The following is a 15,480-nucleotide window of genomic DNA, read 5'->3' on the forward strand; positions in this document are numbered from 1 at the left end:
ACACTGTGAGAGAGCCCTGCCCTTGGCCATTGCCGACCGTTACCTGACCCTGCAACGGGACGTGCACTCGGGCGAAGTCCTCGCCCGCGGCGGCGACCCGGAAGCGCACAGCATCCTGGAACGCACCGGCTTCATTCCCGTCGTCCGCGTGCACGAGCACTACCACCGACTGCCCACCGGCCTCGACGAAGCCGAGGAGGAACGTCTCGCCACCCGGGCCGTGGCACGGCTGCGCACCGTCCGGTACCACGTCGCCTGCGACCAGGCGTTCGAGACCGAACTGCGCGAGGCCCACTACCTTCCCCTTGGCGCCTCCGTCGCCCACCAGGCCGAACGCATCCGCCAGGCGACCACCACCGAGGAGGTCGCGGATGCCCTGACCGAACTCACCGCCCCCCACGACGGCGTCCTGGCTGCCCTCGACGATGTCCTCGCGGCAACGATCGAGTTCCACCTGAGCCTTGGCGGACCATCTGACATCGCTACCGCCGCGCGGCTGCGTTACCTCTCCGAAGGCCGCCTGGACGTCATCCGAGCCGACCTGGCCGCCATCCGCGCCGACCTCGCCGACCTCGCCGACCGGCACGAGCCTCACCCGCAGCGCAGCGTGTGCAGCGCCGAAGTCGGCCCGCATGAGCGTGAAGCCTCCGCCGTCTGCGGTTGTCCGCCCCCGCCCCTGACCACCACCGCATCCAGCCCGCCGCCCACTGCCCCGGCTCCCGCCGGGCGGCGCTGACCTCCCATCCCCGAGGAACCCATGCACGATCCCACCCCTGATCTCGCGTCCTTCGCCATCGCCCTCGCCGACGAACTCCCCGGCAACTGGACCAGCGAGCACCAGACACACGCGCAGTACCCCGACCAGTTCGCCCGCGCCGAACACGTCTGGGACATGAACCTGGTCGCGCAGGCCATCGCCGAGCACGTCCTGGACCAGGACGCCGTCCTCACCCGCGACGACGGCACCCGCCTGTACGTCATAGCGCGCCCTCGCAGCGGCGAGGAGTTCCTCGTCGGCGCCATCGCCCCGGCCGGCATGCCTGCGGAAGCCTTCCACACCGTGCGCGAGCCCGACGGCATCTCCGTCCCCGACGACCCGGCCCAGGCCGCCGCGGACATTGCGACCGCCCTGTTGCCCCGCTACGACAAGGCCCTCGCCCAAGTCCGCGACAATGCCGCCCGCCTCGCTCCGACGTCGCCCCCGGACCTCGTGGTGATCACGTTGAGCGGCCGGGACTTCCACGTCACCAAGCCCGACCGGGCCGACGCCGCCCAGATCCTCACCGACAACGGCTGCGTCTACGACAAGGACCATGACGCCTTCGTACTGCCCGGCGAGGACACTGCAGCCCAGGCCCAGGCCATCCAGCGGGCAGCAGCTCAGCTCGTCCAGCTCGGTATCGGCATCAGCGTGCGGCTCCCGCAGGCCAAGCCCGCCTTGGACACCGCCCCGGTCTCAGCCCCGACCCCAGCCGCGGCCTCCGCGGCGCGGACTCGGTGAACGGTTCGACGGACGGCGAGCCGACGTTCTTCGTCCTCCCCTACCCTACGTGACCACCACACGGGATCCGAAGATGGCCTGTGCCATCGGAGGTTGGGTGAGTGTCATCGGAGTCTGGCCTCCCGGGGGACGTCCGCTCAACGCCTGGACACCAGAACCCAGAGGCTCAGAATCAACCCGCCAGCTGAGATCCCCAAGTGAATTACGACCCAGAGCACCCATATCTTCACCCTCGAAATGCGCGGGAACTCGGCCCGGTGCTCTGCACGGTTGTCTGCGATGAGGTCAGACAGGTTCAGTCCTGGGTGACGAAGTCCGACCTCATGACGCAAGCTGCCAGCCAGTCCGGAGTGGACAGCCCAACGCTCTCCGTACTTGGCGCAAGCCACAGCCCCGAAAGCCCCCAGGATGAACATCGGCAACGTCACCCCGAGCGAGGACGTTCGCAGGACTCCATGCTGTGCCAGGAAACCGAGGCCAGCCGCAGCAACCACAATCACGACACTGGTGAGCGCCGCACGCTGATTCTCCATCTGGCGAGCCTCGTCACGCTGCCCCCTCCACAACTCAAGCAGGACATCTGTGTCGTCCGCCGTCTCACCCACCCCCTTTGCCAACCTTCAGTAGAGCGCAGGACCAGCCTGGACCCAAGAGTGAACCGAGCATTCGGGTAGCCGGGACCGCGCCGCGCCCCACGAAGGGCTCCTGCCGCGCCTGGTGCAGACCCTGATCTCCACTTGGACCCCGTGGCCCCTGCGCCTGGAGCACGCCGGGCTCGAACTGGGGCCGGCAGAACGGCTGATGGTGACCACCAGCCGCTTGTCCAACGACGCTCGGCAGCTCGAACTGATCCGCAACCAGGCCGCGCGCACCAGCGCCTCCACGCTGACCAACAACCCGGCAACAACCCCGTCCAAGTCGCCTGCCCGGCGGCGATAGCCCCCGAAGATCGGAGAAGTCCGCCCGTGGGCAACAGAGCCGACGCCGAAGGCAGCGACGTCGAGATCTACCGCAAAGCCCCGACCGACACGATCCACGCCGACACCCCCACGGGTGCACCCGAGCAGCTCCTAGCCCTGCTCGATGCCCTCGGTCTGGAACGCAAAACCGAGGTCACGGCCGGTCCCGTCTATGTCTGGCACGAAGTTCCCGACCACCTCAGCGAGCAGGAGCAAAAGAAGGTCGCCACCCGCGCCCTTCCCTCCCTGCTCCTGGCCGGATACGTGGTCAACATCCCCGACGCACTCTTCGACCCCATGGCGTACCAGGAAGCGGTCGCCGACATCCGCAACCACCGCCACCCCGCCGCCGCGCCCCCGTGCGGTACCCATCCCGCGCCCAGGGCCCTCAGCCGCACCGCCACCGCCTACCAAGCCGCCCGTGCCGCGACACAACCGTCGCCACCGGCCACGGCCCCGGCGACACCACCCGCCGCAGAAAGCCACCGCTCCCGCCGCTGCCCGTGACCGTCCCCGGCCGGCTCCCGCCGCGGGGGCCGGCCCTCGCCACCCGAGAGAGACGCCGCACATCTCCGCGCCCGACCGCACACCCCCGCCCATCACCGCCGACCGAAGTCCGCGCCTGGCAGCTGCCCTATTCCGCCCCTACCTACGCGCCGTCGCCGTCGGCAGCCGCGTACGGTCCATCCCTCTGGCCGTCGCCCGGCCAGAGGCCGTCCTCAGCGAAGCCCGCCGCCTCGGCCGACACAGCTGACCGCCCCGTTCCTTCGCCCACAGGAGGCCCATGACCGACCTGCCGTCCTACCCCGTACGCCTCGCCGAGGACATCGCCAGCCTCATCAAGACCCTGGACGACCACCTCGACCAGGCCACCCCGCGTCAAGCGGCCGAGATCCTCGCCAAAGTCCTCGACACCGAGGAGGGTCTCCTGACCCGGGTCACCGATTTGGTCGGCACGGGCTCCCGGTTCGCCCAGAACCAGGCCCACCGCGGGATGCTCCCGCCCGAGGTCTGGCTCGCCATGGGCCGGGCATCCAACGAACTGCACAGCGTTGGCATGGACCTTGACGAGCACGCCGACGCCATCAAGCAGCTCGGGACACCGTCCACCACGGCAAGCACCCTGCCGCCCCAGCCCGTCGCCTCCGCCATGGTCGTTAGGAGGAGCCGGTGAAACAGCAGCAGTGGGCCGGCTGGAGCCCCGGCGCCCAACAGGCTGAGCAGCACTACCTGGTCGAGCCCCGCTACCTCGCCGGCGGCGGCGACATCCGCTTCGTCAGCGAGTTCCTGCGCGCCTCCGGCTGGAACGACAAGTCCAAGACTGGCGGGCCACTGGTCTTCGACAGCCCGGATAAGTCCGTGCGCATCGGATACGACCCCTTCACCCAGCCGGGCGGCTGGACGATCTCCGGGAAGGCCGCCCGCGGCCAGGAAGCCTGGCACGCGACCTTCACCCGCCAGGTACCCGTCGAGATCGTCGCCGGATTCACCGACGCGCTCACCCGCCCCCGCTCCGCGCACGCCCCCAACGTCTGGGCGCCCCTGCAGGAGCAGCGCTGGAAGACCGAGCAGGGCCAGCACTTCACCGCCATGAGCCCCGACGGCGGCGCCTGGATGCAGTTCCACCAGTCCCAGCCCGGCGAGGCTCTGTGGTGGGCCGGGGCCCGCAACGAGCACGGCCGGATCTGGGACGCCTCCTTCACCGCTTCCACGCCGACACACCTCGTCCAGGCGTTCAGCACCGCGCTGTCCGACCCGCAACAGGTCATGCGCCCGCGCGGGCACGTACCGCCCTCCACCCACATCCGCACCACCTCCGTCTCAGTGCGGCCCGACGAGCTGTCCGCCTGGCAACAGGCCCGTGTCCGAGCCGCCCGCGCCGCCACCTGGGCCCGCAACTCCTGGGCCTCCACCCGACCCCGACGCCAGACGCCTACCGCCGGCCCGTACGCCCAGGCAGGCTCCCGCGCCCGCCGCTGACCGGCCAACTACCCCCACTTCGCATGAAAGCTCACGCCTTGGCCCACCCCATACCCGATGCCCCCACCCCCGACCAGATCCGTCAGGCGACCAGCACCCTCGCCGACCTCGCGGCCTATCTCCGGTCCTATCCCCCGCTCGATGAAGCGCTGCCACTGCTCGCACCCCTGCTCGACGAGGACGACGGCGTCCCGATCCTGCTCGGTGACGCCCTGCGCCCCATCGCGCGCATCATCGGCCGCGATGCCCCATCGCCGTGGAGCGAGGAGACCCGCTCGACCATGGAAGCCTTCCGCAACGCGGCCCAGGAGGTGACGGACTGGTACGTACTGCACTGGACCGTGCAGCGGCTGCGAACGCAGGTCGGCGCCCCGGGGCGATGACCGACCCCTACCTCCCCACCCGCGCCAACTCCCCGCACGGCACGATCTGGTTGGAGACCCAGCCCCGTCACCTGGCCGGGCGCGGCGACCCGCGGCACATCACCCAGGCACTGCGAGCCGCGGGCTGGGCGAACCACTCCGACCCCGACTTCCCCCACGTCCTGCTGGTCAGCCCCGACTACCGGAACACCGTGGTACTGGAACCCGACCCCGAGCCCTACGGGGCATGGTGGCGCATCCGCGGCCAGGAAGAAGACGGTCGGCGCTGGTACACCGAATTCGGCGCGCACACCCCCGTGGAGATCCTCTCCCACCTCACCGACGCGCTGCTCGAGCCCGCACCCGAGCAGACGCCACCGATCTGGTCGCCGCTGACCGCGGCGGGCTGGTCCTACGAGCGCGACGAACACGGCAACGAAAGCGCCCAGCCACCCCGACGGCGCCCTCAGCCTGGAGCGGTGGGCCGTCGAGCCGGGTGAGAACTTCCACTGGCGGGCCCAGGCTGCCGTGCCAGGCGGCGGCGGTGGCCTTCGCCGGATCTGGCACGCCTACCTCGACGAGCAGATGCCGCCCCACCTGATCGCCGCATTCACCACTGCCCTGGCCGATACCGAGCCCGTGCAGCGCGGGATGTACGACGTGCCGCACTCCCACCTGGTCACCCAGGAGCAGCGCGGCCCGCAGGGCGAGCAGCTCGCCGACGCGCACAGGATGCGGCTCAAGGCAATGCGTGGTGCCGCGCGCAAGGCCCGCCGCACGGCCGCACTCACCACAGACTCACCGGCACCCCGCGCCGCACCGGCCGCTTCCGCCTCCGGCCGGGCCCGCTGAACGAGCCGGGCGGCACTCCCCGCCCGGCTCACCGCTCCCCCTTGTTCCATCCTTCGACTGAGAGCGCTCTTGTCCCCAACTGCTCACGCCCCCGATGAGATTCACCGCGCGCGCCTGCACCAGCTCGCCGTCTTCCTGCGCGAGAGCGAACAGATCCTCGCCGACTTCGATGCCTGGCGTGAGGAGCACAGCGACCTCGACGGCTGGCCCCTCGACGACGCCGAGCACAGCCGTCACGCCGTCGCACGCGACGCGGACACCTGGCGGTCCTTCAACCGCGTACGGTCCTTCGCCAAGGAGCTGCTGGCCACCGCCGAGGTACAGATACAGCAGCTCAACCCCGCACAGATCCAGTCCCGCTGGCCCTGGAAGCTGAGCGTCCTCGACCACGCCCTCAAGCAGCTCGGCGCACTGCAGCGGGAATGGCTCGAAGCACGTGACGCGCTGCCCCCGACTGCCCGGCCGGGCAGTTTCGCGTACGACGACGCGCTCGCCGAGCGCAACGAGGAAGCCTGGTCCTACCTCGACGACTGGGCCAGTCACGGCAGGGCTCTCCTCGAAATTCAGGCCGCCGTCCAGGACCTGCCGCCACGCTCACCGGCCCTGACCTCAGCCCAGGTGCATGCCCGTCCGGTGACTCTGGCCGCGGCGCCGTCCGCTGTGGCCCGCAGGTGACCGGCGTGCCGCACGACATCGACATCGCGCTGGTCCGCTACCTCGCCGGCCCCGGCGCCCCGGCCTGGGTCACCGTCCCGCTCCACCGCGCCTGCCGCTGGAGCACCGCCCAGGACCCGCTCGTGCCCCGGGTTATTCTGACCAGCCCGGACCAGCTCGCCCAGCTGCGTATCACCCCGGACCCGGCCGGACCGTGGTGGACCCTGCATCACGCACACCACGGCGACCAGCGGGCCTGGTCGGTCGCCTTCGGCGCCCACACACCGGTCGAGATCATCGCCGCAGTCACCGACGCCCTCACCGACCCCGCCACACCGCTGGCCGCGCCCGACGACCCCTACGAGACGCTGCGCGCGGCAGGCTCCCCGCCACCACGACGGTCGCACCTCGACCGAGGGCATGACCTCCCCCGACGGCCTGGCCCGAGTCGACCGCCTCGCCCATGAACACCGTGCCGCCAGCTGGGTCGTCGAGACGTCCGTCCACCACCTGCCCGCCCTGTGGCGCGCCTACCTGGACGGCGACACCCTGCCCCACCTGGTCGCCGCGCTCTTCGAGGCGCTGGCCGACCAGACACCCCTCCGTCCGAGAACCGCACCGCGTCCCGCACCTGGCAGCCACCCACGGCCGTGCCACCACCGGCCGGGTGAGCGCCGAGGCCGTCGCCTTCGCGCTGAAGCACCGCAGCACGACCGCCCTCGCCCAGCGTTATGCCCCTGCGCCGGCCACGCCGCTCGCCCCGCCGTCGCACGTGACCAAGCCACGCCGGTCCCGCTGAGCGGCCAACGCCCCCGTCCCTTTTGGAACTGCCCTCTTGTCCCAGCCCTCCCCTCAGTCCACCGACGGCTACGACATAGCTTTCAAGATGCTTCTTGGGGTTCTCGCCGTCGCGGTCCCCTTGTCCAATCTCGCCTGGCTCGGCGGACAGCTCACCGCCTGGGCCACCGACTCCGGGCCCGGCGTCCCCTACCAGCCCGTCCAAGCCCTCCTGCACCCCGACCAGCTCTGGCCCAACCTGGGAGAAACGTCCCTCCTGATCGGCACACGCATCCTGCCCGGCGCCGTGCTGCTCGCCCTGGGTATCACCGCCGCCGTGGTCTACAAGCGGCACAAGGGCACCAGCGGCGGGCGCAAGAAGCGCATCGACGGCATGGCCAAACGCGCCGACATCGAGCCGCTGATGTCCAAGGCGATCACCTCCAAAGCCCGCTCGCTGCGCCCGAGCCTCAAAGACGCCAAGCACATCGATGCCAACGACACCGGCATCCTCCTCGGCAACCTCCAGGGCACGAAGTATGAGGTGCGCATGGGGTACGAGGACGTCGCCGTGGCGATCATGGCGCCGCGCTCCGGCAAGACCACCTCCCTGGCGATCCCCTCCATCCTCAACGCGCCCGGTCCGGTCCTGCTGACCTCCAACAAGGCGGCGGGCGATGCCTTTACCGCCACGCTCGACGCGCGGGCGGCCGTCGGCCGGACCTGGTCGATGGACCCACAGCAGATCGCGCACGCCAAGCGCGAGATGTGGTGGAACCCGCTGGCCACCGCCCAGACTCTCGACGGGGCAGGCAGGCTCGCCGGGCACTTCCTCGCCGCCTCGGTCGACGCCTCCCAGCAGGGCGACTTCTGGTCGAAGGCCGGCAGTAACATCTTGAGCCAGTTGTTCCTGGCCGCGGCCCTCGACGAGCGCCCCATCACCGACGTGATGCAGTGGCTGGCCTTCCCGGCCGACCGCACGCCGCTGGACATCCTGCGCGACCACGGCTTCACCGCGGTCGCCGCCCAGCTCAAGGGCACCGTCGAGGGACCGCCGGAGACCCGCGACGGCATCTACGAGACCGCCCGGCAGTACGCCGCCGCGCTGCTGAACTCGGAGATCGCCGCGTGGGTGACCCCGCAGAAGGACATCGAGGAGTTCCGCCCGGAAGCGTTCGTCACCTCGACCGACACCTTGTACCTGCTCTCCAAGGACGGCGGCGGCGGAGCCAGCGCCCTGATCGCCGCGTGCGCGGACTCCGTGATGCGGGCCGCGACCGCCCAGGCCGAGCGCGCCGGCGGACGCCTGGACCCGCCCATGCTCGCGATCCTGGATGAGGCCGCGAACGTGTGCAAAATCGGCGATCTTCCGGACCTGTACTCCCACCTCGGCAGCCGCGGGATCATCCCAATCACGATCCTGCAGTCCTACCGCCAGGGCCAGAAGGTCTGGGGGGACGCGGGCATGGACGCCATGTGGTCCGCCTCCACGATCAAGGTCATCGGCTCCGGCATCGACGACCCCGACTTCGCCGACAAGCTCTCCCGGCTGATCGGCGACCACGACGTGGAGACCACCTCCACCTCGCACTCGGAATCCGGCAAGAGCACCTCGGTCTCCGTGCGGCAGGAGCGCATCCTGGCCGCCGACGCCATCCGCGCCCTGCCCAAGGGCACCGCCCTGTGCTTCGCCACCGGCATGCGCGCCGCGATGCTCGACCTGCGCCCCTGGTATCTCGAGCCCGGCGCCGACGAGCTGTCCGCCGCCTCCGCCCGCGCGTCGAAGGGCATCACCGAGCGGGCTGTCGCCAAGGCCGCCCCCAAGCAGGCCGACTTCGGCACCACCGCGTAGAACCAACCCCCGCCCTTCGTCCCCTGTGCTGCGCGCGGCGTCCCTCTACATCGCCGCACCAGCTGTCAGCGCACCTGGAATCGCCCATGACACAAATCCATGCCGTCCCCGACGACTGGGACCCCCGCCACCGCTGCTGCCTGGAATGCGGCAACAGCGAACCCGAAGTCGCTCTGCGGGCCATCACCCACCCCGTGAAGGACCAGCAGGCTCTCGCCTGCACCAGGCACATCGCGGAGGTGACCGCGGTCCTCGATTCGTTTGCCTGCGCTCAGCGCACTGCGCCAACGCAGTCGCCGACACCCGCCGCCACGCCGGCCCAGCCTTCCGCGCGTGCTCCTCGTCACCGCCCGCACACATGACCCGACCACCCGCCGACGCCCTCCTGTTCGAGGTGCCCCCGCCGCCGACGCCCGTCGAGCGTCTGCTCTCCCTCGCCGCCCATTACACCGAGCACAACGACCGGCTCGACCTGCTGCTCGCCGACCGCGCCAAGCCCGAACCGCGGGCGCACGTCACCGCCGCGCAGGACCTGGCCACCGAGACCCTCGCCGCCATCAAGGCCGTTCACAACGAACGACTGTATGCGAGCGCTGAGTTGTCCGACGCCGTCGTCCGGCTCAAACAGCTCGCCTACCTGTGCACCGCCTCCACCGGCCATGGCCCTCAACTGGCACGCGAGCTGACCGCTCTGGCCCCCGAAGCCGTCCTGGACAGTGCGACGCGCATTGCCGGTGAGATACGGCGAAGACGCTGGAGCAGCACCCCACGGCCCGATGAACCGCTCTCGACCGCGCAGCACACGGCTCTGCACGAGATCGCCCGCGGCCACGTCGTGGTCACCGGCTCCACCGACCGGAGTTACGTCCACCACCGCACGACACGCGTCCTGATCAGCACCCTGCGGTCCCTGGAAGCCAACGACCTCATCGCCCGCAAGGCCAAGTCCGCAGCGCCCGCATACATCGGGGGATCGCCGCAGGACCGCGTGCACCTCACCTCCGCCGGCGTCACGGCCCTGGCCGCCGCCCTTGCCCTGCCCCCAGCCACGACGGCCGGCTCCCCGCCCGGGCCCGCACCCCGCACGCAGACGGCCACCCGAGGCCGCTGAGCCCCTCCTGGAGCCCCATGCCCCCGCTCGACCTGAACCAACAGCCAGACCAACTCCGCTCCCTGGCCCGGAGCTTCGAGGAACTCCACGACCGCGTGCGCGACCTCGCCTACACCCCCGGCACCGACGCACTGCACAAGATCACTCCGCTCCTGCTCGCGGCCCAGGAGCTGACCGCAACCGCGCTCGGGCACCTGACGGCGCTGGACAACAGCGCGTACACGAGCCTCACCGGCAGCCGCGCCGGTCTGGAAGCACTGTCCGCCACCGTCGCCGGCGCGTCCCTGGCCTGCACCGACCTCGCCGAGGCCATCTCCGCCAACCCGTACGAGGGAGCGCCCTTCGCCGGATATCCGGCCGACGACGCCCAAGTCCGCGCGGCGCGTCACGGAGAGGCCATCCCCCGCATGAGCAGCCACCTCAAGGAGGCCGCCCACCAGCTCGACGTGGGGGCGAGCGCCTGTCACTACCTCGCCACCAGCATCAGCCGCAGCCTGCCGACCACATCACCGCGCCCGCCACAGACCGTGGCCAAACTCAATGACATCCAGCACTCGGCCCTGAAGTCACTGGCGCAGGGAGAGGGACGCCTCTACGAGCGGATGCAGAAAGGACGGAGCGGCACACGGGTCGCGGTCAAGGACGGCACACGCATCTCCACCGCCACTTTCCAGGCCCTCGCCAAGCGCGGCCTCGTCACCATCGACACCGGCACCCCCTTGCTCGTCGGCCAGGCCATCACGGTCACCGAGCAGGGGCAGCGCGCTCTGGTCCAATTCCGGCCCACCGCCACCCCCGCCACCACGGCGGTGCCCGCGCCAAGAACCTCCGCGCTTCCGGGCGTGCGCCGGTGACGAGATGCGCCTGCCAGAGCCCACATCGGCTCTCCCCGCGCCTACTCACCCGGTACCCCGAGCCCCCGCCCGCTGTCTTGCCACCGACCATGCCCCCTCACCGAAGGGATCCCTCACCTCCCCGATGACCGTCCAACTCCTGCCTGCAGAAGCGCTGCTGGCGCTCGGTGCCGACTACAACCGCCACAACGACGCGCTCCACTCGCTGTACGTCATGGAGATCAACGGCGCCAGCCCCGCAACCGCGGTCAGCAGGCAGATCCCCCGCACACAACACCTGGCCAAGTCGGCACTCCACATCATCGACGCGCTGAACGAGCAGCCGATGTACCCCAGCGCTGGGATCCGCGCGGTCTACGCACGCGTCCGGCAGCTCGGCCACCTCGCCCTCGACGCCACCGATCACCTCCTGGACGCCGAGGACATCCTCGACGACATCCGCGTCGGCGCCCCCAGCCAGGACAGGCTGCCACTGACCGCCAAGGAAGCCCGCGAGGAGGTGCGGGGCCGCCTCGTCCTCATACAGAACCTGACCGCCCTCGGCGCCGACGACACACTGGCCGCCGCGGAACTCCTGACCACCGAGATGCGCCAACAGCGTCTCCTGCCGGCCGGCCAGTCGCACGACCTCTCGCCCGCGCAGCACGCCGCCCTGCGTGCCGTCGCCCAGGGCTTCGTGACGATTGACCGGCACGACAACAAGCCGAGGGTCAGCCACGACGACCTTCGCGTGAGCATCAGCACCATCCGCTCCCTGGAAGCCCGAGGGCTCCTCAACCGCGAGGAAACCCCGCGGATCCTGCATGACGAACGCGTCCACCTCACCGCCGAGGGCTGCCGCACCCTGGCGGCGAGCTTCGGGCGTTCGCGGTCTCCGGCCCTGACGACCGCTCGCCCAGCACAGCCTCGGGCCGGCGTCACGCCCGCACGCTCCCGATGACACCCGCCCTTGGCCGTCCGACTGGCGCCATCTGCCCCGCGACGTCCAGGCCCAACTCCGCATCGCCACCACTGCGGTGCGCGAACTCACCGACGGCATCAACCCGGCTCTCGCTCCGCGCAGCGCTGGCGGCGGTGCCCGCGCCCGTGCAGCCCGCCGCGTCGTCCTCAGCACCCCCGCAGTGCTGACTCTCTTTCCCCCCTGCCCCATTTCCAAGGACACACCATTTCCGAATCCCCCACCTTCCGATGCATTTCTCTAGGCGCTGGTGTGCAATCCAGCGCCATGCTCGCCCTGTCCGCCAAGGGCATCCTCCCCAAGGTGGATTACGCGATTTTCGCTGACACCGGCTGGGAGCCGCAGGCCGTTTACCGACATCTTGACCGGCTGGAGCGAGACATAGCCACCCCAGCCGGAATACCCATTCTGCGCGTCTCCTCCGGGAACATCAGAAGGGATGCCCTCGACCCGGATCACCGCTTTGCTTCCATGCCGCTCTACATCCTGAACAAGGACGGCAAGCCGGGCATGACCAGACGCCAGTGCACTGGCGAGTACAAAATCAAGCCCCTGAAGAAGCAGGTGCGCGAACTCCTCGGGTACCCCTATCCGGCACGCATCCCCCGAGACGTTTTCGTGGAGCAGTGGGTCGGCATTTCGACGGATGAATTTCACCGGGCCAAGGACTCGGACGTCAAGTACATGCGCAACCGCCACCCGCTCATCGACATGGGCTGGTCAAGGACTGATTGTGTCCGCTACTTGACGTCACTCGGACTGGTGGACACCCCGAAGTCCAGCTGCCTTGGCTGTCCCTTTCATGGGAACGCCCAGTGGAGATCCATCCGGGACTCCTCGCCGCAGGAGTGGGCGGACGTGGTGGCCTTCGACGCGGCCATCCGGCAGGGCAACGCCCGCGCCAACGCCACCGGCAATCGGCTGCTGGGAGAAGCGTTCCTGCACCGCTCGCGCGTGCCGCTCGACCAGGCCCCGATCGACCATGTCACCGCTGCCGAATGGGCCGCCCTGCAGCAAGAACTCGGTGACAGCGCAGCAGACGCCCAGGAACTGGAGAACGGCGTCATCGACGGCTGCTCCCCATGGGCCTGCCGCGGTGAAGTCGAGCCGGTGCAGGACGGTTTCGGGCTGGCCTCTTGATTCTTGATCTGTTCGCTGGTCCCGGGGGATGGAGCCAGGCCCTGACTGTGCTCGGCGTACGGGACGTGGGCCTGGAATGGGACGAGTGGGCGTGCAAGACCAGGGCGGCTGCGGGGCAGTTGACGATCCGTACCGATGTCGCGGCCTACCCCCTGTGGCCGTTCCTCGGCCGGATCACCGGGCTGATCGCGAGCCCGCCGTGCCAGGCATGGTCGATGGCCGGCAAACGCCTCGGGCTCGTCGACCAGCCGCTGGTCCACCAGGCCGTGGCCGACCTCGCCAAGGGCCTGGACACCCGCGAACAGCTGCTGGCTGCCTGTCGTGACCCACGTTCCCTGCTCGCCGCCGAACCCATGCGCTACCTGCACGCCCTGCACCAGCACGGTCAGCCAGAGTGGGTCGCGATAGAAGAGGTCCCCGACGTGCTGCCCCTGTGGCGCCAGTACGCCGCGATCCTGCGCACCTGGGGGTACTCGGCCTGGACCGGGATCTTGAACGCGGCCGACTACGGCGTGCCGCAGACCAGGCGGCGGGCCATCCTGCTCGCCTCCCGCACCCGTACCGCCGAGCCGCCCCCGCCCACGCACGCCAAACACGCCGAGCCCGAGTCGCTGTTCGGGCCGGGCCGCGCCCGCTGGATCTCCATGGCCGAGGCCCTTGGCTGGGGTGCCACCGACCGCCCCGTGCCGACCGTGTGCGCCGGGGGCGGGCCTGGCGGCGGGCCCGAGCCGTTCCCCTCCGGTTCCCGCAAGACTCTCAGCGACGCCCGCGACCGCGGCACCTGGAAGCCGCACCCGCCCGCCAACTCAACTGTCTGTGTCGTGGATGGCCGGGCGGAGAGAACCGTCCACGCCGGACACCCCTACGCACAGGCGACGCCCACGGTGTGGCGCTGGACCCTGCGCAGCAACAACCAGGCCCACGCCACCGTCCGCACGATCGATGAGCCGGCCGGGACCCTGTTCTTCGGTCACCGGGTCAACGAGTTCGTGTGGCAGGCCGAACCGACCGTTTCAGCGCCGGCGGGCACCGTCTCAGCGCCGGATCCGATCCGGATCACCGCCGCCGAGGCCGGCATCCTGCAGACCTTCCCACCCGACTACCCCTGGCAGGGCAACAAGGGCCAGATCTTCAGCCAGGTCGGCAACGCCGTCCCGCCCCGGCTCGCCGCCCACCTGCTGGCACCACACCTCGGCAAGACTCTCACCCCCGACGACTTCACCCTGGCCGCCTGATGCCCCCTGCCTCCACCGACGACGAGCACGACGACCTCGACGCCCTTCCGCCGCCCCAACCCGTGCACTACGCCGAACAATCCCTGCTCGGCGCACTCCTGTTGGAAGCCCACCGCCTCGACGAGATCGGCCTGCTGGAGCCGGGCCACTTCTCCAACCACACGCACGGCGAACTGTTCCGTGCCATGCGCTCGGCACCGGCCCCCGGTACCGAGCAGCACCGCACGAGTCCGGCCTGGCTGAACACCGTCCTGGCCGCGGCCCGCCCCCACGCCCCCGGGCTGACCGCCTCCTACCTGCACACCCTCATCCAGGTCTGCCCCTGGCCGAGCCACGCGGCCACGTATGCCCGGATGATCCGCGCCGACCACGCCCGCCGCAGCCTGCGCCTGCACGCCGGGCGCCTGGCCCAGACCGCGGTGGACACCACCCTGCCCCACCGCGCGAAGGCCACCCTCCAGCAGGCCGACACCCTCGCCCAGTTCCTGGACGCCCTCTCCGGCCGCTTCACCCCACACCCCGGCTCCCTGCCGCGCACCGCGCTGCCGCCGGCGCCCGCCAGGGACACCGGCGAGGAAGCCCTCGACGAGGAACGCCTCCTGATCGCCACCGCGACCGCGTACCCCGCCGAGACCAGCCAGATGCGCTGGCTCGCGCCCGAGGACTTCACGCTCCCCCTGCACGCGGCGCTGTGGCAGTGCCTCACCGCGCTCACCCATCGCGGCGAGGCCGTCGACCCGGTCACCGTGCTCTGGGAAGCCCAGCACCGCAGCCTCCTCACCCACGACATCACCCCCGCCGATCTGCTGGCCCTGCTGTCCACGCCGGTCGGTTCACCCGAGCACTGGGGCGAGAAGGTCCTTGAGCGTGCCTTGCTCACCAGCGCGCAAACCGTCGCCGTCCGCATCGCCGCCTTTACCGACGACCCGGCCAACAGCCCCCACCAGCTGATCACCGGCAGCCGTCGGGCGCTGGCCGAGCTGACCGCCGTGCGCTCCCGCTGGCACCAAGCCACCGGCCCGGCTACGCCGCGCACCGCCCGCCCGGCCCGCGCCCCGGCCGCTCCCCGGGCTGGGCCTCTCCTGCGGTCCGCCCCGTCCCCCGTCCGAGCCACCCGCTAGAACCCGTGCAGGCCCGCGGCCTTCTCGAACTCGCCACTCGCCTAGCCGTGTACGCCTCGTCGGTGAGCGCGTGGTGTCCGTGGCGGTGGCCGCTCGGGATAGCCCCGGGCAGGTGCACGCGCAC

At 70.6% G+C, this 15,480-nt stretch carries 18 protein-coding genes and 1 pseudogene; all 19 read left to right on the forward strand.

The window, feature by feature from the left end:
• The first annotated feature begins 22 nt into the window (after nucleotides 1-22).
• The 19 genes and pseudogenes from AB0H82_RS32755 to AB0H82_RS32845 all read left to right on the forward strand — a co-directional run bounded on the left by AB0H82_RS32755 (nucleotide 23) and on the right by AB0H82_RS32845 (nucleotide 15,356).
• On the forward strand, nucleotides 23-736 hold the full coding sequence (locus tag AB0H82_RS32755) for a hypothetical protein (protein ID WP_362999148.1): 714 nt from the start codon (nucleotides 23-25) through the stop codon (nucleotides 734-736).
• A gap of 21 nt (nucleotides 737-757) precedes the next feature.
• Nucleotides 758-1,501 (forward strand): hypothetical protein, encoded by a 744-nt coding sequence (locus tag AB0H82_RS32760; protein ID WP_362999149.1) that lies wholly within the window; start codon nucleotides 758-760, stop codon nucleotides 1,499-1,501.
• A 717-nt stretch (nucleotides 1,502-2,218) separates the two neighbouring features.
• The gene (locus AB0H82_RS32765) at nucleotides 2,219-2,440 is read left to right on the forward strand and encodes a hypothetical protein (RefSeq protein WP_362999150.1); all 222 of its coding nucleotides are present in this window, start codon (nucleotides 2,219-2,221) and stop codon (nucleotides 2,438-2,440) included.
• A 26-nt stretch (nucleotides 2,441-2,466) separates the two neighbouring features.
• A complete protein-coding gene (locus AB0H82_RS32770) occupies nucleotides 2,467-2,967 on the forward strand; it encodes a hypothetical protein (RefSeq protein ID WP_362999151.1) in 501 nt (166 codons plus the stop codon).
• Between the two features lie 277 nt (nucleotides 2,968-3,244).
• Complete coding sequence (locus tag AB0H82_RS32775; protein WP_362999152.1) at nucleotides 3,245-3,634, forward strand: hypothetical protein; 390 nt, start codon at nucleotides 3,245-3,247, stop codon at nucleotides 3,632-3,634.
• On the forward strand, nucleotides 3,631-4,440 hold the full coding sequence (locus AB0H82_RS32780) for a DUF317 domain-containing protein (protein WP_362999153.1): 810 nt from the start codon (nucleotides 3,631-3,633) through the stop codon (nucleotides 4,438-4,440). The genes AB0H82_RS32775 and AB0H82_RS32780 overlap by 4 nt, the downstream gene beginning before the upstream one ends.
• A gap of 23 nt (nucleotides 4,441-4,463) precedes the next feature.
• Nucleotides 4,464-4,823 carry a hypothetical protein gene (locus AB0H82_RS32785; protein ID WP_362999154.1) on the forward strand — a complete coding sequence of 120 codons (360 nt, stop codon included), beginning with the start codon at nucleotides 4,464-4,466 and terminating at the stop codon, nucleotides 4,821-4,823.
• Nucleotides 4,820-5,302, forward strand: a complete 483-nt coding sequence (locus tag AB0H82_RS32790; protein WP_362999155.1) for a DUF317 domain-containing protein — start codon at nucleotides 4,820-4,822, stop codon at nucleotides 5,300-5,302. Before AB0H82_RS32785 ends, AB0H82_RS32790 begins: the two co-directional genes overlap by 4 nt.
• The gene (locus AB0H82_RS32795) at nucleotides 5,274-5,654 is read left to right on the forward strand and encodes a DUF317 domain-containing protein (protein WP_362999185.1); all 381 of its coding nucleotides are present in this window, start codon (nucleotides 5,274-5,276) and stop codon (nucleotides 5,652-5,654) included. Before AB0H82_RS32790 ends, AB0H82_RS32795 begins: the two co-directional genes overlap by 29 nt.
• Nucleotides 5,655-5,723: 69 nt before the next feature.
• A complete protein-coding gene (locus tag AB0H82_RS32800; RefSeq protein WP_362999156.1) occupies nucleotides 5,724-6,329 on the forward strand; it encodes a hypothetical protein in 606 nt (201 codons plus the stop codon).
• Nucleotides 6,330-6,334: 5 nt separating this feature from the next.
• Complete coding sequence (locus AB0H82_RS32805) at nucleotides 6,335-6,775, forward strand: DUF317 domain-containing protein (RefSeq protein WP_362999157.1); 441 nt, start codon at nucleotides 6,335-6,337, stop codon at nucleotides 6,773-6,775.
• Nucleotides 6,729-6,848 (forward strand): annotated as a pseudogene (locus tag AB0H82_RS32810) (hypothetical protein); the annotation flags it as partial. The gene AB0H82_RS32805 and the pseudogene AB0H82_RS32810, both read left to right, overlap by 47 nt.
• Before the next feature lie 346 nt (nucleotides 6,849-7,194).
• Nucleotides 7,195-8,937: a TraM recognition domain-containing protein gene (locus AB0H82_RS32815; protein WP_362999158.1), complete on the forward strand. Its 1,743-nt coding sequence runs from the start codon at nucleotides 7,195-7,197 to the stop codon at nucleotides 8,935-8,937.
• A gap of 358 nt (nucleotides 8,938-9,295) precedes the next feature.
• Nucleotides 9,296-10,048, forward strand: a complete 753-nt coding sequence (locus AB0H82_RS32820) for a hypothetical protein (protein ID WP_362999159.1) — start codon at nucleotides 9,296-9,298, stop codon at nucleotides 10,046-10,048.
• A 17-nt stretch (nucleotides 10,049-10,065) separates the two neighbouring features.
• Nucleotides 10,066-10,902 (forward strand): hypothetical protein, encoded by an 837-nt coding sequence (locus tag AB0H82_RS32825; RefSeq protein WP_362999160.1) that lies wholly within the window; start codon nucleotides 10,066-10,068, stop codon nucleotides 10,900-10,902.
• Between the two features lie 124 nt (nucleotides 10,903-11,026).
• Nucleotides 11,027-11,842 carry a hypothetical protein gene (locus tag AB0H82_RS32830; protein ID WP_362999161.1) on the forward strand — a complete coding sequence of 272 codons (816 nt, stop codon included), beginning with the start codon at nucleotides 11,027-11,029 and terminating at the stop codon, nucleotides 11,840-11,842.
• Nucleotides 11,843-12,127: 285 nt separating this feature from the next.
• Complete coding sequence (locus AB0H82_RS32835) at nucleotides 12,128-13,000, forward strand: hypothetical protein (RefSeq protein WP_362999162.1); 873 nt, start codon at nucleotides 12,128-12,130, stop codon at nucleotides 12,998-13,000.
• Nucleotides 12,997-14,235, forward strand: a complete 1,239-nt coding sequence (locus AB0H82_RS32840; protein ID WP_362999163.1) for a DNA cytosine methyltransferase — start codon at nucleotides 12,997-12,999, stop codon at nucleotides 14,233-14,235. The genes AB0H82_RS32835 and AB0H82_RS32840 overlap by 4 nt, the downstream gene beginning before the upstream one ends.
• Complete coding sequence (locus AB0H82_RS32845) at nucleotides 14,235-15,356, forward strand: DnaB-like helicase N-terminal domain-containing protein (RefSeq protein WP_362999164.1); 1,122 nt, start codon at nucleotides 14,235-14,237, stop codon at nucleotides 15,354-15,356. Before AB0H82_RS32840 ends, AB0H82_RS32845 begins: the two co-directional genes overlap by 1 nt.
• Nucleotides 15,357-15,480 lie beyond the last annotated feature (124 nt).

It is taken from the genome of Streptomyces sp. NPDC050732, from assembly GCF_040654255.1.
Classification (GTDB): Bacteria; Actinomycetota; Actinomycetes; order Streptomycetales; family Streptomycetaceae; genus Streptomyces.